16 protein-coding genes are annotated in these 20,521 nt (G+C 72.6%); 5 read left to right on the forward strand and 11 right to left on the reverse strand.

The genetic code is table 11. The annotated features are described in order from the left end of the window. Nucleotides 1–4 precede the first annotated feature (4 nt). Nucleotides 5–1,000 (forward strand): anion permease, encoded by a 996-nt coding sequence (locus tag ACIBVP_RS06680; protein ID WP_396105012.1) that lies wholly within the window; start codon nt 5–7, stop codon nt 998–1,000. Here the strand turns inward: ACIBVP_RS06680 and ACIBVP_RS06685 are convergent. The 5 genes from ACIBVP_RS06685 to ACIBVP_RS06705 all read right to left on the reverse strand — a co-directional run bounded on the left by ACIBVP_RS06685 (nt 972) and on the right by ACIBVP_RS06705 (nt 6,340). Next, entirely contained in the window at nt 972–2,486 is a 1,515-nt protein-coding gene (locus tag ACIBVP_RS06685) for an ASCH domain-containing protein (RefSeq protein ID WP_396105013.1), read from the reverse strand. The two genes, ACIBVP_RS06680 and ACIBVP_RS06685, sit on opposite strands and share 29 nt — an antisense overlap. 7 nt (nt 2,487–2,493) lie before the next feature. Next, a complete protein-coding gene (locus tag ACIBVP_RS06690; RefSeq protein ID WP_396105014.1) occupies nt 2,494–3,108 on the reverse strand; it encodes an AAA family ATPase in 615 nt (204 codons plus the stop codon). Further along, nucleotides 3,105–4,028 carry a hypothetical protein gene (locus tag ACIBVP_RS06695; RefSeq protein WP_396105015.1) on the reverse strand — a complete coding sequence of 308 codons (924 nt, stop codon included), beginning with the start codon at nt 4,026–4,028 and terminating at the stop codon, nt 3,105–3,107. Before ACIBVP_RS06695 ends, ACIBVP_RS06690 begins: the two co-directional genes overlap by 4 nt. Nucleotides 4,029–4,106: 78 nt before the next feature. Next, on the reverse strand, nt 4,107–5,216 hold the full coding sequence (locus ACIBVP_RS06700; RefSeq protein WP_396105016.1) for a monodechloroaminopyrrolnitrin synthase PrnB family protein: 1,110 nt from the start codon (nt 5,214–5,216) through the stop codon (nt 4,107–4,109). Nucleotides 5,217–5,269: 53 nt separating this feature from the next. Next, the gene (locus ACIBVP_RS06705) at nt 5,270–6,340 is read right to left on the reverse strand and encodes a response regulator receiver protein (RefSeq protein ID WP_396105017.1); all 1,071 of its coding nucleotides are present in this window, start codon (nt 6,338–6,340) and stop codon (nt 5,270–5,272) included. A gap of 108 nt (nt 6,341–6,448) precedes the next feature. Here ACIBVP_RS06705 and ACIBVP_RS06710 point away from each other — a divergent pair, with 108 nt between their 5' ends. After that, nucleotides 6,449–7,594: a tyrosine-type recombinase/integrase gene (locus ACIBVP_RS06710; RefSeq protein ID WP_396105018.1), complete on the forward strand. Its 1,146-nt coding sequence runs from the start codon at nt 6,449–6,451 to the stop codon at nt 7,592–7,594. Between the two features lie 50 nt (nt 7,595–7,644). Here the strand turns inward: ACIBVP_RS06710 and ACIBVP_RS06715 are convergent, their stop codons facing one another. Beyond that, a complete protein-coding gene (locus ACIBVP_RS06715; protein WP_396105019.1) occupies nt 7,645–8,682 on the reverse strand; it encodes an MASE1 domain-containing protein in 1,038 nt (345 codons plus the stop codon). A gap of 153 nt (nt 8,683–8,835) precedes the next feature. Between ACIBVP_RS06715 and ACIBVP_RS06720 the strand changes: the two genes are divergently transcribed. Next, entirely contained in the window at nt 8,836–11,811 is a 2,976-nt protein-coding gene (locus ACIBVP_RS06720; RefSeq protein ID WP_396105020.1) for a hypothetical protein, read from the forward strand. On the opposite strand, the gene ACIBVP_RS06725 is transcribed toward ACIBVP_RS06720, so the two are convergent. The 4 genes from ACIBVP_RS06725 to ACIBVP_RS06740 form a co-directional block, all read right to left on the reverse strand. Beyond that, entirely contained in the window at nt 11,768–14,311 is a 2,544-nt protein-coding gene (locus ACIBVP_RS06725) for a CHAT domain-containing protein (RefSeq protein ID WP_396105021.1), read from the reverse strand. The genes ACIBVP_RS06720 and ACIBVP_RS06725 overlap by 44 nt on opposite strands. Nucleotides 14,312–14,385: 74 nt before the next feature. Then, complete coding sequence (locus ACIBVP_RS06730; protein ID WP_396105022.1) at nt 14,386–14,880, reverse strand: hypothetical protein; 495 nt, start codon at nt 14,878–14,880, stop codon at nt 14,386–14,388. Between the two features lie 93 nt (nt 14,881–14,973). Beyond that, a complete protein-coding gene (locus ACIBVP_RS06735) occupies nt 14,974–16,584 on the reverse strand; it encodes a S8 family peptidase (protein ID WP_396105023.1) in 1,611 nt (536 codons plus the stop codon). Between the two features lie 91 nt (nt 16,585–16,675). Beyond that, nucleotides 16,676–16,903, reverse strand: a complete 228-nt coding sequence (locus ACIBVP_RS06740) for a hypothetical protein (protein ID WP_396105024.1) — start codon at nt 16,901–16,903, stop codon at nt 16,676–16,678. Nucleotides 16,904–16,988: 85 nt separating this feature from the next. Here ACIBVP_RS06740 and ACIBVP_RS06745 point away from each other — a divergent pair, with 85 nt between their 5' ends. After that, a complete protein-coding gene (locus ACIBVP_RS06745) occupies nt 16,989–17,903 on the forward strand; it encodes an MBL fold metallo-hydrolase (RefSeq protein ID WP_396105025.1) in 915 nt (304 codons plus the stop codon). Here the strand turns inward: ACIBVP_RS06745 and ACIBVP_RS06750 are convergent. Beyond that, on the reverse strand, nt 17,888–19,321 hold the full coding sequence (locus ACIBVP_RS06750; protein WP_396105026.1) for a PQQ-binding-like beta-propeller repeat protein: 1,434 nt from the start codon (nt 19,319–19,321) through the stop codon (nt 17,888–17,890). The two genes, ACIBVP_RS06745 and ACIBVP_RS06750, sit on opposite strands and share 16 nt — an antisense overlap. A 73-nt stretch (nt 19,322–19,394) precedes the next feature. Between ACIBVP_RS06750 and ACIBVP_RS06755 the strand changes: the two genes are divergently transcribed. Further along, on the forward strand, nt 19,395–20,507 hold the full coding sequence (locus ACIBVP_RS06755) for a hypothetical protein (RefSeq protein ID WP_396105027.1): 1,113 nt from the start codon (nt 19,395–19,397) through the stop codon (nt 20,505–20,507). The last annotated feature ends 14 nt before the right edge of the window (nt 20,508–20,521 follow it).

Here is a 20,521-nt window from a genome sequence, read left to right on the forward strand (position 1 = left end):
CCCCGTGGACTGGGACTGGATCGCGCTGATCACCGTCATCGTCCTGGTGGTGGGCTTCGACTACACCAACGGCTTCCACGACGCGGCCAACGCGATCGCCAGCGCCGTGTCCACCAAGGCGCTGTCGCTGAAGGGCGCGCTCGGGCTGGCCGCCGTCATGAACCTCATCGGCGCGCTCGCCGGCACGGGCGTCGCCGTCACCGTCGCCAAAGGCATCATCGACACCCCGCACTCCTCACACGGCATGGCGGTGGTCGGCGCCGCGCTCGTCGGCGCCATCCTGTGGAACGTCACCACCTGGTACTACGGGCTGCCCTCGTCGTCGTCGCACGCGTTGATCGGCGGCATGGTCGGCGCAGCACTCGCGTCCGCGACGACCGTGCACTGGGGCGGCGTGGTCGCCAAGGTCGTCATCCCGATGATCGTCTCACCGCTCGTCGGGCTCAGCCTCGGCTACGTGATCATGCTCGGCATGATGTGGGCGTTCCGCCGCGCCAACCCCCACCGCGCGAACCGGCTGATCAGGCGCGCCCAGATCTTATCCGCGTCCAGCCTCGCGCTCGGCCACGGCCTGCAGGACGCGCAGAAGAGCATGGGCGTGATCGTGCTGGCCCTCGTCGTGACCGGCCACCAGAACGACTACCACGTGCCGTTCTGGGTGATCCTGCTGTGCGCGACCGCGCTCGCGGCGGGCACCTGGTCCGGTGGGCTGCGGATCATGCGCACGCTCGGCAGGCGGATCTTCCACCTCACCCCGCCACACGGGTTCGCCGCCGAGATCTCCGCCGCGTCCGTGCTGTACACGACCGCGTTCGTGTTCGCCGCCCCGGTGTCCACCACACACGTCATGACCTCGTCGGTCATGGGGGTCGGCGCGACCCAGCGCCGCAAGGCGGTCCGCTGGTCAGTGGCAGGCGACATCGCGATCGGCTGGGTGCTCACGTTCCCCGGCGCCGCCTCGCTCGCCGCCCTCACGTTCGGCCTGCTGAACCTGCTCTGACGTTCTCGGCGTGCGGCGGGTCGACCAGCTCGATGCCGATCGCGACCACGCCCAACGCTTCCCGCTCGGGCGGGTAGATCTGGCGGATGTTGGCGAGCTGCTCAGCGCGGGTGGCCAGTGGGTTCACCGAGGCCACGGACTCGTGGTCGAACATCTCCTCGAAGGAGGCGTACCGGTTGACCTTGGTGACGCGGGTGAGGACTTCGTCGCCCTGGCAGCGGAACCGGATCAGCGAGCCGTCCTTGATCTTCTTTCGGCTGGAGTCGTTGACCCGGATCTCGGTGGTCTTCCTGCCTTGCGCGATCAGGTCGAAGTACCGCTTGTAGATGCCCATCTCATGGGCGCGCACGCGCGGGGTGGTAGGTCGGGCGGACATGAGACGGCCGAGTTCCTTGACGGTGAACGAGCGGAAGAAGTGTTTCGGATCGGTCAGCAGCTCGCCGACGAGCCACACCAGCGCGTCGACGTAGTTGTCGACATCGCCGGACCAGGTGGTGGTGTCGAGCATCCACGGCTCGACATCCGGCGGCAGGACACCTCTGCCCTGCTCGCGCAGCAACGACTTCGACAGTTTCGCTCCGGTTGGGGCGAGTACCTGCGGTGTGAAGATTCGCGAGGGCATGGCAGTCGGCGGCGTGCCCAGCGCCCCGAGGGCGCCGTCGACGAGTTGGCAGCCGAAGGTCCAGTCGCCGCCCTTCATCATCACGTGCAGCGTGGTCGTGTCGCGGCCGAACGCGCGTTCCTTGACCAGGTTCCGGTACAGCGTGGCCAGGTCCAGGTACGGTGCATCGTCCTCGGGGTCGATGTGGACCCCGTAGTCGCCGTGGTCCAGGCACACCGCGGTGAATGTCGCACCGTCCTCGTCCAGGCGGACGAGCTTCGTGCGGTCGGCGCGTTTCTCCGCCCACCCGCAGTCCGGGCACGGCACCCGAACGTGCACCACCCCGTGGGAGGGCGCCATCCACCAGCGGATGTCCTCGATCCGTTCCAGGGTGCGCAGGAACTCGGCCCGGAATCCCGGCGTGGCCTGCTGGTCGGTGTAGGTCTCGACCACGTACTCGGTGCCGGTCGCCTCGGCCAGCGATTCGAAGAAGGCCCGGTAGTAGTCCTCGACAAGGGCGTCGACGCCGTCCTTGCCCAGGGCGTGGAAGTAGGTCTGCTGGTAGGCGTGGTGAGTCTCCGGGTCCAGCACGACCTCGTGCGGCGCGTTGTCGAGGGCGCCGAACCGGACCGTCGTGTCGATGGAGAACTTCCGGCGGGCGGTCTTCGCCAGCAGGAACGCCGCCGTTTGCACCAGGTTGGTACCCAGATGCGGGGCGCCGTTGATCTGGGTGCCGACCACGAACTCGATCCGGGACGGCCGCGCCGCGAGCACACGCGGCCGGAGTAGGTCGATCGACCGCAGTAGCGCGTTGGCCAGCACGCTGTTCGGCGACAACAGCAGCCCACGTTTTCCGAGGTTCCCGTTGGGGGGCCGGGAAGCCATGCCGACATCACGCTCCTCGGCCTGGCTTGGGTAGACGCAGATTGGCACAGATGAAGTCCAGCCGAGCCGCCGCGGAGTCCGCCGACACGAACACCGGCTCATAGCCGGCGTCGTAGTAGCCCTGCACGATCAGCTCATGGACCCGGCGAATCTCCCGGTCCTTGGCCCACACGATGTCGTCGGGGTCCTCGAAGGTGTCCAGCGGATCGAGCACGAAGATCACGTCGTACCGGTACAGCCGGGTCGCCTCCTCCAACTCCTGGGTCGGACGCAGGCCGAAGAAACCCTCCCAGCCGAAGCCGTCAGGGATACCGCGGTTGTAGAAGCGGATGCCGTGCTTGTGAGCGGTGTATTCGGCGATGAACGCGGAGAGGACCTCCAGCGAGTACTCACGCCGGTCCTCCCGCCGTAGGTGCCTGCCCAGCCGTTCGCGGTGCCTGCGGTAGATCTCCCGACCGGGCTCCTCGGTCATGCAAGGGATGCCCGCGGCGTGCACGGCTGCGATCAGGTCGTCCTTGCCCGAGGACGGGCCGCCGGTGATGACGTAGCGTTGCGGGTCGCTCGCGGCCGCGGCCGCGACGGCGACCGCCAAGGCGGAGCTGCTGGTCTCGGTGGTGGTCACTGCGACGATCCGTTCTCGTTCTCGAAGGTGGTGGTGTCGGTGGACGTAGCGGGTTCCGGTCGCGTGAGGTACCCGTCGACCCACGTGTTACCCAGCGCGGTCTCGTTGTGCATCGCGTGCACGAACTGCTCCCGGCTGGCGCCGCCCGAGGCAGCCTCGGTCAGCCGGGATGCCTGCGCCTGGCTCAACGCCGGGGTCCACCCCGCGAGCGCGGCCAGCTCGTCGGCGGAGTTCCTCGCCAGTTCGGGGGCGAACGCCGTGGTGTAACTGATCGCCGCGGCGCGGGCGGCCGCCCAGCGCCACGCCGCTGTCACCGCTGCGTGCATGACGTCAACCCGGTCCGCGTCCAGGCTGATCAGCCGCTCGGCGGCCAGCAGCTCGGCGCGGGCGGCGTAGATCGCCGACCACAGCCGGCACAGGTGTTCCTCATGCTCGGCGACCTCCCAGGCAAACGGGTCTGCCTGTACTGGTTGCCTGCTGCGGGTCGAGGCGAGCCGAGGCGCGATCATCGGCAGCCGGGTGAACCGGTCGGCGTCGGCCAGCAGCTCCCAGGCGAGCATCTCGATCAGCTTGGGCTCGACCCGCTTGCGGAAGTGGTGCACCTCGTGTCCGGCCTGCTCTGCGGCCAGGTCCCGGCGCACGGTGAGGTTCTGGCCGGCCTCGGCAGGCGGCAGCCCGAACAGCGCACGCGCCGCCGACGCGTAACGGGCATCGGGAAACCGGGCGAGCAGTCCGCGCAGCGTGCCGTCCAGCGCCGCGGTGCGGCTGGCCTCGTCGGCGGGGTCGACTGCTCTCGCGATGATCCCGCGCAGCTTGAGCAGCACCGGCTCTGCGGTAGCCGGGGTGACCGGCAGCCCACGGCGCAGGAGTCGTCCGATCGCGGCGACCACCTCGCCCTCGGCTGGGCTTTTTGTGGGCATTGGTCGAGTGAACCACAATGCCCAGAAAAAGCCCAGCTTCCGTGCCGGTCGGGTGACCCTGCTCCGATTCGCACACGATCAACGAGGAAGGCCCGAACCACGCCGGTCCGAAACCTGGGGTCGGGCACCGTTCCGTAGGTCGGACAGTCGGCCATGTGCGGTGCCCGGGCGGTCGCGGGCCGCGCGCAGGTCGACCAGGCGCGACAGCGTCGCCAGCACCACGTCCAGCGGCGGGCCGCTCGCCGTGAGCCGTGCCAGCCGGTCCGGTGGGACGTTCTCCGCGGGCTTCGCGAGGAACGGGACCACCAACCGGTGGTGGTGGAACGCGTACGCCGCACCGTGGGCTCGGCAGACGGCGAGGAACTTCTCGGTGTGCGTGCCCGTCTCCTCGACCAGCGTCAGCAGGTTCACCGGCGGGGTCCGCAGCCGCGGCTGGTCCTCCGGCGGCACGTACGGGTACTTCTCGACGAGGATGCGCTGGTAGAACGGGTCGCCGACGTCGCACAGCCCCAGCGCCAGGTCGATGTCGTTGACGGCGGCGAAGTCGCCCGCGTTCGCGCCGCGGTACTCCGTGCCGCACACGACGTGCGGTTTGAAGTAGGGCCGCACGTTCAGGAAGAACCGGGCCCCGTCGAGTTCGGCGGCCAGCGCGCGCCCCGCGTCCAGCACCGCCTCCAACCCGGCCAGCGCCTCCTCGTACAACGCGCCCGCGAGGCTCGTCGCGACGGACGGGACGCGGCGCAGCGCGGCGGCCGCCCGGTCGTAGCCCAGCACGGCCAGGCCGTTGTAGGTGTTGAACGCCTGCTCGTGCGGCAACCGCGTGAACGTCCGTGCGGCCGGGTTGTGGGTGGACAGGTGCGCGAACACGAACCGCGGCGCCACCCCCAGCGCCACTCCGAGCCGTCCGGCGACCGCCTGTGCGGACTCCGGGACGTCGACCTCGTGGCGGCGGCACGCGGCCAGGTACAGGCCGACCGCGCCCAGCAGGTCGTACGGGTCGCCCTCGACGTCACCGATGCGGGTGACGAGCGCGGCGCCGTCGTCGCGCAGGGCACGTTTGCGCTGGTCGAGATCGATGTTCTCGTAGACGATCTCCGCGCGGTCGGCGAAGTACGCCTCCTCCAGGAATGTGTTCGTGTCGGCGAAGTCGGTCGCGAGCCAGCGGTTCAGGTCGGTGACGACGGACATGCCGCCATCGTCGGGCCGGCGCCGCGGTTCGGCCAGGACCACTCGCCGGCCGGCTAACTGGACCGGTCGGCGAGCAGCTCGGCGAGCAGCCGGGTGCGCAGTTGCTCCGGGTCGAGGTCGGGGGTCAGCAGAACCGTGCGCAGCGCGGTGGTCCTCGCGCGCAGGTCAGCGGCCTGGTGTGCGGTCGCGGTGGCGGTGGTCAGGTCGGCGGTCAGGCTGTCGGCCCGCGCCCGCGCCTGCGTCAGCTCCGCCGACATCTCGTCCAGGCGCGTGCGTGCGCGGGTCAGCTCGGAGTGCACGTCGTCGCCCCTGGCCCGGGCACGGGTGAGTTCGGCGGACAGCTCGTCGACTCGCGCCATCGTGCGGGCCAGCTCCTCGTCGACGGACCGGCGCAGGTCGGCGTGCGCGGTGCGGGCGGCGTCGCGTTCCGCGCGGGTGGCCGCCAGCTTCTCCGACGCGGTGGCCAGGGCTTTCGTCGCGGCCTCCGCCGTGGCGCGTTCCTCCTGGACGAGGGTGTCGGCGCGTTCCCGTTCGGCGGCGGCGACACCCTCCGCGCGGGCCTGCGCGCGTTCGGCGGCGGCACGGTCCACCTCGGCAGCCTCCGCCGACGCCAGCGCACGGTCGCGATCCACCCTGGCCTGCTCCACCTCGGCGGTTGCGGTGCGCACAACCTCGGCCGCGTGGTCGGTCGCCCGCCGCGCCTCGGCCGCCGCCGCGGTGGCGGCTTCCTCCGCGGTCTGCCGCAGGCCGCGTTCGTGAGCGACGGTCTCCTCAGCCTCCGCCACGCGGGCGGCGGCGGCGTCGAGTTCGGCGCCGAGCGTGTCCCGCAGGGCCGTCGCGGCGGCCAGTACCTCCGTCAGCGGGTCCGTGAGCCGACCGGCGGCGGTCGTGAACGCGCTGGTGGCGGCGGTGACACCGGTGTCCGCGCTGGTGCCGAGTGCCTCGGCGAGCGCGTCCTGTGCCGCCGCCAACTGCTTGCAGGTCTTGCCACCCGGCCACGTGCGGTCCGGGCAGTACGCGTACGGCCGCCCGCCCCTCGGCCCGGGCGGCGGCAGCGGCGCCCGGCAGCGGCTGAAGCCACAGAGGGCGTCCGTTTCGAGGGTTTCGACCACGACATCGACCATGTTCCGCAGTCTAGTATCAACTCCGGTTACCAACTAGACCGGTTATGGATAACGTAACTACAACCGCACTCGGCTACAGAACCGAGCTTTTGTAGCTAAGCTGTCGGAGTGACGACAGGAGAGTTGATCCGGCCGCTCGACGGGCCGTGGCCAGGCGTGGACCGGCCCGCGGAGCTGCTGGCACAGATCGCGGACTGGCTCGGCGGCTACGGGAACCGCGCCACGAGACGCACCTACGCGGAAGGGCTTGGGCTACCCACAACCGCGCACGACATCCGCGACTGGATCACCGACCGCGAACCGGACGACTGGGCCACGGCGCTCACCCGCTACGCCGCCGTCGTCGGCGCCACCGCACCCACCGAAGCCCGCCGCACCCCTCCCCCGGCCGCCCGGGGCAGGTTCCGCCACCTGCACTGGTTCCGCTGGTGCGCCACGCACGCCGTCGACCCGCTCGCCGCGACCTCAACCCACGTCAAGGCCTGGCTCGACGCGCTCACCACCGCCGACGCCGCACCCGCCACCCGCGACCGGATGCTCGCGACCGTCAAGGCCCTCTACACCCACCTCGCCGACACCGGCCTCGCCGCGGGCAACCCCGCCGCGCTCAACCGCCGCCGCCTCGGGCTCGCCACCCCGTCGACCAGCGCCACCGTCGTGCTCACCACCGACCAGGTCCGCGCCCTCTACGCGGCGGCACGCGCGCCCCGCCGCGGCGCGGGCGCACTCGATACCGCCCGCGCCACCGCGGTGGTCGCACTGTTCACCCTCGGGCTGCGCGTCAGCGAACTGTGCGCACTCGACCGCGGCGACCTGCACGTCACCCGCGGCCGCCGCGCGCTGCGCGTCCACGGCAAGGGCGGCAAGGCCCGCGTCGTCTACCTGCACACCGCCGCCGAACAGGCCCTCACCGACTACCTGCGGGAACGCGACGGGGAGGCGGGCACCACCCCCGCCCGCCGCGGCGCGCCCACCGACGCGCCGCTGCTCGTCACCCGCACCGGTCTGCGTTTCCGCCGCCAGGCCGTGTGGCAGCTGCTGCGCCGCCTGTCCGCCGACACCCCGCTGCACCCGCACGCACTGCGCCACTTCTACGTCACCACCGCCGTCGAGGCGGGCGCCCAGCTCGTCCACGTGCAGGCCGACGTCGGCCACACCAGCATCGACACGACCGAGCAGGTCTACAACAACGCCGCCCGCGACCCGTCCCGCAGCGCCGTCGACCTCGTCGGCGACGTGCTGGAACTCGGTTAGCGACCAGGTCCCGCGGGATCGCCGGTGCGGACCGCGGCGTGACAGCACGGTCAACCGGTGCCGCTCGTCGGCTCCGGTGACGGCGCCGGTCGCTCGCGTCGCCCGAACGCGCGTCCGAACAGGCCGTTGCTCAGCAGGCTGTACGGCTCCAGCATCCGCACGGCCTCCGACAGCTGGGCAGCGGCCCGTTCCAGCGCACGCTCGGCCGCGTCCCGCTCGCTGATGATCGCCGCCAGCAGCAGCGCGGTCAGCGTCGCGGCACCGTTGAACACCTGCAACGTGATCATCGTGGACAGCAGGTCGAGCCCAGCGAACGGACCGTGGCCGTGCGCGGCCGCGAGCACCACCGTCACCGACACGAACAGGTTGCACGGCGCGACACCCGCGTGCTGGAACCGCAGCGCCGCCCAGATGAGCAGCGGGAACACCGGGAACAACATCGTGAACGGCAACCGGGTCACCACCAGGGTGACCGCGGTGACGCCGACCACGAGCCCGACGGCCTCCGCCCAGCGCAGCGCGGGCACCCGCCAGTGCCACTCCCGCGTGCCGGCGACGAGCAGCACCGGCGCGACCACCAGCACCCCCATCGCGTCACCGGTCCACCACACCGACCACGTCGCCCAGAACTGCGCCACGTCGAGCGCGCCGGCCGCGATCAGGGTCCACGTGCCGATGGTGGCGCTGAGCAACATGCCGCCGAGCGCGGCGATGAACACGAGCGCGAGCGCGTCCCTGAGCCGTCGCAGGTCGCTGCGGAACCCGACCCTGGCCAGCACGAGACACGCGCACACCGGCGCGAGGGTGTTGCTCGCCGAGATCGCGACGACCGCGGGCAGCGTCGGCCCCACCAGCACGTTCGTGAGGAACGCGCCGATCGTGATGCCCGGCCAGCACCGCATGCCGAACAACAGCAGGCACGCCAGCGCGATACCGGTCGGCGGCCACAACGGCGTCACCTGCCCGCGGACCAGCGCGAGTTCCAGGCCGATCTCGGCCGAGAGGAAGTACGCGACCGCCACGGCCAGGATCCGGACTCCGTAGGCCGCAACGCCGCGTGCCGGGAGAGGTCGGGCCGTCGGGGGCACTGCGCAAGTGTGCGCGTCCTTCACCTGCCAGGCAACGGATCCCGCCGCCCTGACCCGACCCGGTCGACGCCGGAGAATCACCGGCCGCCGCCCTGATCCGGGAGTTCTCCGCCGATTCCCGGTGTGACCAGCCGTTCGTGCCAGGATGGCGCGATGCGTGGTGATCACCGCGGGTGGCGGGTGGCGGTCGTGGTCGCGGTGCTGCTCGGGCTGGGCGGCGTGGTCGCCTGGCAGGTGAACGACGCGCTCGGGCTCTCCGTGCGGGACGTCGACGTACCCGTCGAACACCTCACCGCCGCGCCGCCCCGCGCCATGGTCGCGCCGCCACCGGTGACCGGGCTCGTGGTGCCCGACGACCGGCGGGTGCGGAAGGCGGCCGAGGCGGTGGCCGACGCGTACGTCGCCCGTGGCGCGCCGCGGCCCGCGATCGGCTCCGGCACCGGGCTGCGGGTGCGCGTCGAGCCGGGGCTCGCGCCGGAGGCCTACCGGACCGGGCGCGGACCGGACGGCATCGAGGTCACCGCGAGCACGCCCGGTGGCGCGGCGGCCGGGCTCTACGCGATCGCCGACCGGGTGCGGTCCGGCGCCGAGGTCGTCGCGGACGGGCGGACCGCGGCCCCGCGGCTCGGGCTGCGCCTCACCGACCTCGGCGGGGTCGGCCTGCCCGACGATCCCGCCCGCTACCGCACCGACGACTACTCGCTGAACTCCGACGTGGTCGGTGACGCGATCCTGCCGGGCGCGCCCTACGTGGACACCGCCGCGGTCGCGCGGATCGCGGACCAGTTCCGGGCGCACGTCGACCATTCGCTCGCGCTCGGCTACAACGCCGTCGTCGTCCCGGGGTTCCTCGAGTACGTCACCTTCCGCGACCTCGGCGTCTACCCGGACGGCGACCCGCACGTCGCCAGGGCCGAGGCGATGGCCGCCGCGTTCGGACCGGTCTGGCGGTACGCCCACGACATGGGCATGCGCGTGTACCTGTCCACCGACATGCTCGCGCTCTCGCCGCCGCTGCGGTCCTACCTGGCACGCACCGTCGGCGGCCTCGACACCGAGAACCCGCGCCTGTGGCGGGTGTACCAGGCCGGGCTGACCGAACTGTACGACCGGATGTCCTATGTGGACGGCATGATGGTCAGGATCGGCGAGGGCGGCGCCGTGTACCAGCTGCCCGGCTGGGACTACACCTCCGAGATCGCCGTCACCACACCCGCCGCCGTGCGCGCGATGTTGCGCGCGTTCCTCTCCGTCGCCGGCGACACCGGCACCGAGGTCGTCTTCCGCAGCTGGAGCGTCGGCATCGGCGCGGTCGGCGAGCTGCACACCAGCCGCGACGCCTACCTGGAGGTGCTCGGTGGCATCGACCACGACCGGCTGATCGTGTCCACGAAGTACTCGCTCGGCGACTTCTACAGCCACCTGCCGCTCAACGACACCCTCCTCGTCGGCGACCACCGGCGCATCGTGGAGTTCCAGTCCCGCAGGGAGTTCGAGGGCTTCGGGGCGCTGCCCAACGACCTCGGCGTGCTCCACCAGCTCGCGCTGCGGCGGTTCCTGGCGGGCAACCCGCACGTCGAGGGCGTCTGGACGTGGGCGCAGGGCGGCGGTCCCCTGCTCGCGGGCCCGCGCACGCTCACCCCGCGCGCCGGGTTCTGGCAGCTGTACGACCTCAACACCTACGTCACCGGGCGGCTCGCGTGGGACCCCGGTCTCGACCCGGCCGAGGCTACCGCCGACTGGGCACGCCGCACGTTCTCCGACGACCCCGGCACCGTCGCCGCCATCGGCGAGGCGATGGCGCTGTCCCGCGACGCGATCACCACCGGCCTCTACATCGGACCGTACGCGGACAAGGCCGTGCGGGCCCTGGGCCTCGAACCGCCGCCGATGATGTGGCTGTTCGAGTGGGACATCCTCACCGGCGACAGCGCCGCACTCGACACGATCTACGCGGTCGGCCGCGACCGGGTCGACGAGGCCGTCCGCGAAGGCGACGACGCCGTCCGCGACGCCCGCCGGATGCGGGACCTCGTCGCGCGGACCGACCCCGCGACGTGGCGCGATCCCCAGCTGCGGCAACGGTTCCTGGACACGCTCCACTACCAGGTCGACCTGTTCACCACGCTCGGCGCCTACCGCACCACGGTGCTGCGGCACGCGCAGTGGCTCGACACCGGCGACCCCGCCGCCCGCGACGCGTGGCACGCCGCCGCCGACCGCTACGCGCGAGCGAGCGCTGACCACGTCCGCCGCTACGGCGGCGACCTCGACCTGCCTGCCTACCACCTGGCCGCAGCCGGGCTCGGCCTCGAACGCGCCGCACGCGACGAACCCATGGCCTGGCTCGCGCGCGGGCTGCTCGTCGCGGTCCTCGCCACGCTCGCCGTCGGCGCGCTGTCCCGCCGGCCGACCGCGCTGCGGGCACTGTGGACCGACGCGACCCGGCCGTGGCGACCGGTCACCGAACTCACGCCCACGCGCGTCGACCGGGTGCTGGTGTGGGTGATCCCGGCCGTCGCGGTCGTGCTCAGCCGGGCCGTGTTCACCTGGTTCGCCGCACCCGCCCACCTCCTGCTGGTGCTCGGTGCGTGGCTGCTGTTCGGCGTCGTGCTGCGGCTGCTGGTGGGGCCGGTCGACCCGTTCGTCGTCGCCGCGGCCGTCGGTGGGCTCGCGCTGCTGCGCACGGTCCTGCTGCTCGCCGCGCTCGCGCTGCGCGGCCCCGGCCACTACTGGTTCGACTTCTGGACCGACCCGGCCGCGCGGAGCGTGTACATCACGGTCGCGTTCGCGGCGTTCCTCGGCGTGTTCGTCGTCGCCTACACCACCCTGCGCACCGGCATGGGCCGCCGCGCCGCCACCGGGCGGGTGCTGGTCGCCGTCGGCACGCCGCTGCTGGTGCTGGGCGGGCTGGTCGCCGTGACCGGTCTCGAACGGGCGCTGACCATGTGGAACGACCAGCTGGCGCTCCTGCCGTGGGGGCTGTCCCGGATCCTCGGGATCACCGTGTACCTGGAGATCCCGGCCGCGCTGCCCGTCGTGGTGGTGGCCGCGGGCGCCGTGCTGGTGGTGACCGGAGCCCTGCTCAGCCGCTTCCGAAGCACACCAGCGGTGTCATCGGCTCCTTGACCGCGGCGTCGGCCAGCGCCCGCGCCGGCGCGACACCTCGGGAGAGGCCGTCGTGGTAGGCGGTCATGACCTCGACCGCAGCCTGGTCGTCCATCCGCGCCACACAGGACACCACGGTCCGCGTGCCGCTGTAGAGCAGCGCCGCGGTGAACCCGAGGATCTCGTCGCCCGCCCGCACGACCACCTTCCCGACGTCGCACGACGCGAGGATGACGTGCCGCGGCGCCGCGCCGAGCCGGTGGATGTCGTAGGCCATCAGCGGCCCGTCCGCGAGGTCGAGCCGGGAGAACAGCACGCTCTCCTGCTCGTGGTGGCCGTGGGTGGCGAAGTGCGCGACGTCGCAGCCGTCGAGTGCCTTCATCGTCGCCTCGACCGTCGCGTCCGCGCCGGTCAGCGTCTCGCCGTCCGGGTAGATCGCGGCCAGCCGCTCGACCTCGCCCGCCGCGTACTCGAGGTTCGGGCCCGCGACGAGCAGCGTGGTCCCGTTCCGCGCCCGACGCGGCGCCTTCCTGCCCGACAGCCACACCGTCGCCGACGGCGACACCGTCACCGGGCGGCCGCGCAGGTCCGGCAGCAACCCCCACGGCACGCCCGTCAGCGGTCCCGTCGGCACCACGACCAGATCGTTGTCGCCGAGGTACGGGCGCATCGGGGCCACGAGGTGTTCGGACAGCACCGACAGCAGGTGCCGCGCGGAGCCGCGGACGGCGGCGTCGAGCGGGCCGGGCAACCGCCTGCCCGACAACACGTCCAGGTCGCCCCGCAACCGGGTCGTCGTCTCGGTCGCCATCCGCAGGTCGCCCAGCTCGATGATCCGCGCCGTGCGGTCGGTGACCAGGAAGGCGTGTATCCGCTCGCCGACCGTGAAGTAGCCGGCCAGCGCGGCACCCGCGGCGGACAGTTCCGCCCGGACCTCCGCCAGCGACACCCCGTTCTGGTGCTCGCCGGTCCCGCTGGCCCGCCAGCTGTGCGCCCGGATCTGCCGTTCCAGCTCGACGCACCGGCGTGCCGCCGCCGCGTCCCGGCGCCCTTCCAGCTCACTGGCCCGCGCCACGCGGGACCGCTGCCGCAGCTCCGCCAGCGCGTCGGCGGTCACCGGGTCGTCGAGCGGGTGCACCGCACGGGACCGGAACGCCTGCGCCCGCGAGTGCTCCAGCCAGCGGAACACCGTCGCGGGCCTGCCCTCCGCGAGCGCGGCGTCGAGCCCCGCCCGCGCCAGTTCCGCGCCGAGTGTCGCGGCCCCGGTCCGCAGGTCGATGCTGCCGAAGTGGCTGCGGTGCGCGGCGAGCCGGGCCAGGCCCGTGCGCGCGTGCCGGAAGGTGGCGCTGTGGTCGCCGCGCGCCGCCGCGATCCGGGCGCGCACGACGTGCCGCTGCAACCGGGTGTCCAGTGTGGACCGGCGGCCGGGCTGGGCGCGGACCCGCCGCTGTGCCTCGTCGACCTCGCCGCGGCGCAGGTGCGCGCGGGCGGCGAGCAGTTCGGCGGCCTCGGCGTCGTTGTCCAGCCCCAGTTCCCGGAGCCGGTCGGCGAGACCCGCGGCGGTGGTCGCGACCCTGACCGCGCGCCTGCTCGTGGCGAACTCGGCACGCAGCCTGGCCAGTGCCGCGACCGCCGCCCACGTCTCGTTGCGCCTGCGGCGGAACCGCCGCTCGGCCTGGACCGCCCAGCGCCGCGCCACCGCGTGGTCGCCGACCGCCAGCGCGATCCGGGCACGGGTCAGCTCCGCCTCCGCGTGCTCCTGGGTCATGCCGAGTCCACCGAAACGCGGCAGCGCCTGGTCGAGCACGCGTGCCGCGTCCACGGCCAGACCCGCCGCGAGCAGCGCCCGTGCCTTCTCCACGGCGAGCACGACGAGCATGCCGTCCGCGTCCGCCGCGTACCCCTGCTCGGCCTCGTCGAACGCACGCAGGGCGCCCGGGATGTCCCCGGCGAGCAGCAGGCAGGACCCCCGGCCGTGGAACGCCTTGGCGACCTGCACGGTCATGCCCAGCTCGCGGCTGATCTCCTCGCTGCGCGCGAGGTCGGCGAGCGCCGGGCGCACCTGGCCCGCGATCTGGTGGATGAACGCCCGGTTGAGCAGTGTGCGGGCGAGCGCGACCCGCTCGCCGGCCCGTTCGAGCAACGGCACGGCCGCGTCGAAGCTGCGGACGGCGTCGTCGACCCGGCCGATCATGGTCAGCAGCAGCCCGCGCTGGAGCAGCAGCACACCCCGGTTGTCGCCGGTGATCAGCGGTTCCGTGCTGTCCAGCAGCGCGAAGCCGCGGTCGCTGCGGCCGCACGCGACCTCGGCGGCCGCCAGCGTGCCGAGCAGCCGGAACGTCAGCTCGCGGTGCGACCGCCAACCGCCGTCGGCATCCGGCCACCCGAGCAGCCGCAGACCCGACCGCAACGAGCGGGCGCCGAGCAGCGGCCGGCCCCGGTTGAGCGCCTCGAGCCCACGCCGGTGAAGCTCACGCGCGCGAGTTCCACCGGCCTGCTCGGCCGCGCCACCCCGGGACATCTGGTCAGTATCGGGCCCGCCCGGCCGGCGGGCCAGGGAATTGTGTCCTTCACCCGGTCGTGTCGCGGAGCCCGTCAGACCTGGATCGTCGGCGTGATCACCCGGACGGTGCTGCCCGAGTCGTGCACGACCAGCCGGACGTTCCCCGCGGGCACCGCGTCGAGCGAGAACCGGCCGGTGTCGTCGGACTCGGTGGACAGGGGGCCGCTCGCGCAGCGCACCTCGATGCGCCGGCACGCGGCGGGCGTGAGCCACCCGTCGATCCGCGTGGTGCCGTCGGTGCCCTGTTCGAGGGTGACCATGATCGTCAGGCTGTCGCTCTGGAACGTGACGAGCCGTGCGAACTCGTCCGAGCGGGCGCCCGCGAGCACCGGCAGCTCGACGAGCCGCGACACCTCGACGTCGATGTCGTCCAGGTCGACCGCGAACCGGACGCGTTCGACCAGGTCCGGCGGCATCGGGTCGGCCGCGTCCAGCACCTGCCGCACGACGTCGAGCAGCTCGACGTCGTGTTCGGGAAGCGCGATGTCCGGCTCCCCCCTCCCGGTGTCGGCGTCGTCCTGGCTCACGGCCGGTCCCCCGTCCTGCCGGACCTCCGCGCCCGGCTCATCGTGGCGAGCAACAGCGCGCCGACCTCCTTCCGTCCCGCGGTGATCACGCACTCAGTCCACCGGATCGCACGTCGTGCACGCGTCGACGGCACGACGTGCGCGTTCCAGCATGGCCTCCCGGCTCACGAGCCCCATCCGCACCGCGTCCGGGTCGGCGTCCGCGTGCTCGACGAGCCGGTTCGCGAGCGCGGCCGCGGCGTGCGGCCCGGCGAACGAGGTGCCGTGCCACATGGCGAACCCGCTGGTGAAGTCGTCGGGGTCGAGCGACTCGCGGTCGAGGTCGCGGATCGCGTTGGCGGGGCCGGTGCTGCCGCGCAGCCGCGGGAACGTGCTCACCACCGCCGCGCCCGTCGCCCACGCGTGCACCCACGGCGCCTGGTTGCTGAAGAACGCCTTGGTGCCGTTCGGGTTGAGCGCACCGACGCTGAGCACCGGGTGCCCGCCGCCCGCCGGGGGCATCGTGGCGAGCGCGGCCGGGAAGAACGGGCGGGTCGTCGCGTCGTTGCCCGCGGCGGCCACCACCAGCACCCCGAGGTCGGCGAGCCGGCCGAGCAGCCGCGCGAACTCACTCGTCTCGGCCTCGTCCTCGACGGTCTCGCAGTAGTAGCCGATGGAGATCGAGAGGACGTCGATCATGTCGGCCGGGTTGCCGCCCGGCGCCTGCGCCTCCTCGACCTGCTTCACGAGCCGCTCCAGCCCGGCCAGCACGTCGCTCTCGTAGGCGACGCCGTCGCCCGCCATCACCCTGGCGACCGCGACCTCGGCGTCCGGCGCGACCTGCCGGATGATGCCCGTGATGAACGTGCCGTGCCCGGCGTGCCGGTCCAGCTCACCGGTCAGCGGGTTGGCCGGCACGTCGTCGTCCCAGTAGTCCTCGATGACCCGCGCCCCGGTGCCCGCCTCACGGCTGCTCGCGGTGATGGCGTCCTGCACCTCCTTCAGGACGCGAACGAACCCGCCCGGCGGCAGGCCCGTGTCGCGGTCGGTCGTGCCGAACCACTCGTGCGCCGAGATGCCCGTGTCGAGCACCGCGATCACCGGCCTGCGGTCGAACCCGCCGTCGGCCGCCACCGGCCGGGCCCGAGGGGGCCGGACGGACAGGCTGACCGGGATCGGGCCGCCACGCGCGGAGCGCAGGTAGGAGTCCCTGCCGTACAGGCCGTGGGAGTCCCACGGCGCCGGGCCGAGACCGTGCGAGTCCCACGGCGCCGGGTCCAGCCCGAGGAACAGGAGGTGCTCCAGCGCGACCGGGCCGGGCGCGCTGAGGGCGTCGGCCAGTTCACGGTCCTCGTCGGCCGCCTCCCGCAGGTGCGCGAGCGCCCGCCACGCGTCGACGGTCGCGGGCCGGCCGGGGTCGCGCGGCGCCAGCCGCATCACCGCCGACCGGTGACCGTTCGCCGCGAGCCCCGCCCCCTCCGCGCCCGTGCCCGTGCCGACCAACGTGAGGTTGATGTCCGCGAGCTTCTCGTCCACCAGGGCCTGGTCCACGGTGTGCGGGACGCGCAGCACGTCGGACCGGTACGCCGTCCCGGTGGGCGACCGCTGCGTGTCCGGCGGTCGCAGCACCCGCGCGCTGTGCCTGCTCAGCAGCTTGCCGGGAACCTCCGGCACGTCGCTGCCGAGTCCTTCGTCGCCCGGGTCGCGGCGGATGTAGAAGTGCATGGCTGGGTCCCCCCGTTTCTGGGCACGGCATCGTCCACACAGCGGGTGCCGGACAACCCCTCGGAAATACATGCAGAAGATAACGAGTCGATCACGACCGTGGCATTCGAACACTCGTCCGGTTCATTGCTTTGAGCAACTCACCCGCCGTGCCGGTGGCCGGACCGAGGCGGTGCCGGGCCGCCAGCTCGGCCGTCGACCGCGGTGTCCCGAGCTCGGCCAGCAGGGCGACGCGACGGGCGCCCAGTGCGGGCGGTGCTCGACCGGTGGCGGACCGCCGGGGGAACGCCCGCGCCAGCTGCCCGCGCACGGTCAGCACGGATTCGAGGTCTTTCGAATGTCTCGCACCACGACCGCACCCCTGGTCGACTCGCCGAGTATCGCAAACCAGGAGGGGACGGATCATGAGTGACGTGCGGCGACGCACTTTCCTGATCGGCGGCATGACCGCGGGACTGATGGTGACGGGTGCCTCGTTCGCGGGCGCCGCGACCATGCGGACGGGACCGTTCGAGGTCGTCGCGCTGCTCGACGCGAGCGGGCCGTTCTTCCTCCCCGCCGCCGACGCGTTCACCGGGGCGACCGAGGCGGACTGGGCTCGCGCCAGACGGCTGGACCCCGGTGCCTTCGGCCGCGACGGCGCCTGGCGGCTCGACTTCCGCTGCTTCGCGATCCGCCTGCCCACTGGTGGGGTCGCGCTCGTCGACGCGGGCGTCGGACCAGCGGGGAGCCCCGCGTCGACGTGGGCGCCGGTGCCCGGCCACCTGCTTTCCCGGCTCGAAGCGGCCGGGATCGACCGCGCGGACGTGCGGCTCGTGGTCCTCACGCACCTGCACGAGGACCACTTCGGGTGGTCGGTGTCACCCGACGGCGTGCCGTACTTCCCGAACGCCCGGTACGTGGTCCAGCGGACCGAGATCACCGCGCTGGAACAGGCGGGCGACGAGGTGGTCCTGTCGTACGTGGTCGACCCGCTGCGGCACACCGGCCAGCTCGACGTCGTCGACGGCGTGGTGTGCCTCGCCGGTCGCGGCGCGGGCACCGTCACGGCGATCCCCACACCCGGCCACACGCCGGGCCACCAGTCCGTCGTGGTCCGCGACCCGGCACGACAGGTAGTGATCACCGGTGACGTGCTCGTCCACGCCGTCCAGCTGGTCGACCCCGACGTGGCCTACCGCTACGAAGCCGACCAGGACACGGCCCGCCGCACCCGCCACGCGCTGCTCGACGACGCGTCCCGACGGCCGACGTGGCTCGCGACCGCGCACCTCACCCGCCCGTTCGTGCCCGCCGAGCCGGGTCAGCCGTTGGCGTAGGCGCGGCACGCGCCCTCGTGGCAGACGGCGAACCACGTGGGCCCCGTCTCTGTCACCACGCCGCCGTAGGACCAGGCCTTGCCCGTCTTCAGGTCGAAGCGGGCGGCGTCGTCGCCGTCGAACACGGCCTGCGAGCCGGTGACGAGCGTCGGATCGACCCCGAAGTAGTTCGGGAACGGGACCCGCCAGATCGGTTTGGCGTTCCCGATCCGGTAGGCGACCAGTTCGCCGTCGGTGTCCTGCGTGCCTCGCTCGACCACGAGCAGCGTCGTGCCCGAGACAGCCGCCGCCTGACCGCCGGACGGAGCCGACCACTCGATCGCGCCGGTGGCCAGGTTCAGCACGCTCGGCGTCCCGTCGGTCGTGGTGAAGCCCATCCGGCCGCCGTTGTAGGAGGTCGGCAGGCGGCCGCAGCGCGTGCGGTCGTGCTCCTTGGCGGTGCGGGCGGTGTGGCGCCACCGCTCGGCGCCGGACAGTGCGAAGCCGGTGATGGTGGCCGTGCAGCCGTCCGCCGGGTTCTCGTCGTCGTCGTCGACGGTGACCACGGACTGTTCGGTCGCGAGGTCGATCTGCCCGAGCCGGTCGTCGGAGCCCCGGTAGCCGCTGCCGAGCGTGGCGCCGGTGGCCGGGTCGTGGGCGGAGATGGTGAGGCTGTCCGCGCCGGTCGGGTACGACGCGATCAGCAGGGTCGACGGAGTCGGCGCGGTCTGGATGCTCTGGCTGTCGTTGGCCGGCCGGGAGCTGGCGTAGGTCTTGACGCCCCACCGGACGGTGTTGTTCGCCGGATCGCGGGCGGTGAGCGTGCAGTCGCCGATCCGGTTGTTCTGGCCGCCGTAACAGACCGACATGTAGACGGTGTCGGTCGTCGCCGCCCACATCGACGCCTCCGTCTCGCGCCACAGTTGTTTCCCGGTCGCCGCGTCGAGGGCGGTGATCACCTGCGGCTGCGGCCAGCGGTCCTCGTCGGAGGCGTAGCCGACCAGCACCTGGGGTCCGGTCACCCGCACCGTGTAGTAGTCGACGTCGGGCGGTGTGAAGTGCCACACCTCCGCGCCGGAGCGGTCGAGGCCCAGCAGTTCCTCGTCGTTCTGGAGCACGAAGCCGTGGTCGCTGACCGCGAAAGTGGGTGTGCCGTACTGGTTCTCCTCGCCCTGGAACTGGACGCTCCACAGTGGAGCGGCGGTGTACGGGGGCAGGGATGTCGGCCCGGCCGGTCCCGGCGCGGACGAACCGGGTGGCGGGACGGCGAACTGGCTGCCCAGCGTCGGCATGGTGCCGCTCGGCACCGGCCGGTCATCGTCGCCGGGGAGGGTCACCACGAGCGTCACCACCACCGCCGCCACCACGAGCGCGGCCGCGGCGAGCACCAGCGGGCGGCGACGTGGTCGTGTGGTGTCCACTTCGGGCGCGTCGGTCATCTATGGGCTCCTCCCTGGGTTCGGTGAGCGTATTCGCCCAATCCGCCGCACGACGGTGGAACGGCCGAATACGATGCCGGACATCGCAGACCCGACGGTGGAGGAGTTCGAAGTGGAGTCGTCGCGGCGCCGGGTTCCCGTCAGGGCGATCGTGCTCGGCTTGGTCGTCGCCGTGGTCGCGGTGTGGATCACGGCGGCGGTGGCGACCGACCGCGATCCGGAGGAGACGGTCGAGGCGTACCTCGACGCGGTCGCGGAGAAGGACGTCGAGGGCGCGCTCGCGCTCGTCAGCCGCTACGGGTACGGCGTGCCGTACGGCGACAGGGCGACGTTCCTGACCGCGGACGCCATCCGCGACGACTGGTGGGTGGTGTCGGTGACCGAGATCGACCGCGAGTACCGCACGGAAGCCCGCGTCGAGGCCGTGATCGCGGGCCCCGGCGGCACCTCGAAGGGCGAGTTCACCGTGCAGGAGATCGACGACGAGTGGCTGCTCGACGACCCCTTCCTCGAAGTCCGGTTCCCCGCGTCGCCGTTGTCCTACATCCACGTGAACGACAAGATCGCACCGCGGTCGGCGGAGGACGGAATCCAGAGGTACGCGCTGTTCCCCGGCACCTACCGCTTCTACGGGTCCGTTCCCGACGTCGTGGACACCGCCAGGACGGACGTGGTCGCGGTGTTCCCCCGCGCCGAGGACAGTTCCGACGATTGGGCCGAGATCGTCCCGGCGAACCTCACCGCGGGCGCGGACGTCGTCGCGAAGGCACAGGACGCGATCAAGCGACTCGTGGACGACTGCGCGACCTTCACCACGACCTCACCCGCGAACTGTCCTTTCGCGACAGACGGGCAGATCGACACCCCGGCGGGAGCCCGCGTGACGCGTCTGCACGGTCTCACGTGGAAGGTGAAGTCCTACCCCACGATCACGCTGGCCGACGACCGGGCCGACGAGCTCAGCCAGGGCTTCGCGCTGCACACCGAGAAACCGGGCACGGTGACGCTGTCCGGCAGCGGCGTCGACACCGACGACAAGCGGACGTCGTTCACGGTCACGTGCGATATCGACCTGACCGGCTACCTGACCACGGTCACCGCCGACGGTGCGGTGGCGGTGCACGGGTCCCCGGCACGACGACAAGCCGCACCCGACGCCTTCAACACCTGCCGACGCAACTCATGACCCCGACGGAGCCC

Origin of the sequence: Actinophytocola sp. NPDC049390 (assembly GCF_044466355.1) — a bacterium.
In the GTDB taxonomy this organism is placed as follows: domain Bacteria; phylum Actinomycetota; class Actinomycetes; order Mycobacteriales; family Pseudonocardiaceae; genus Actinophytocola.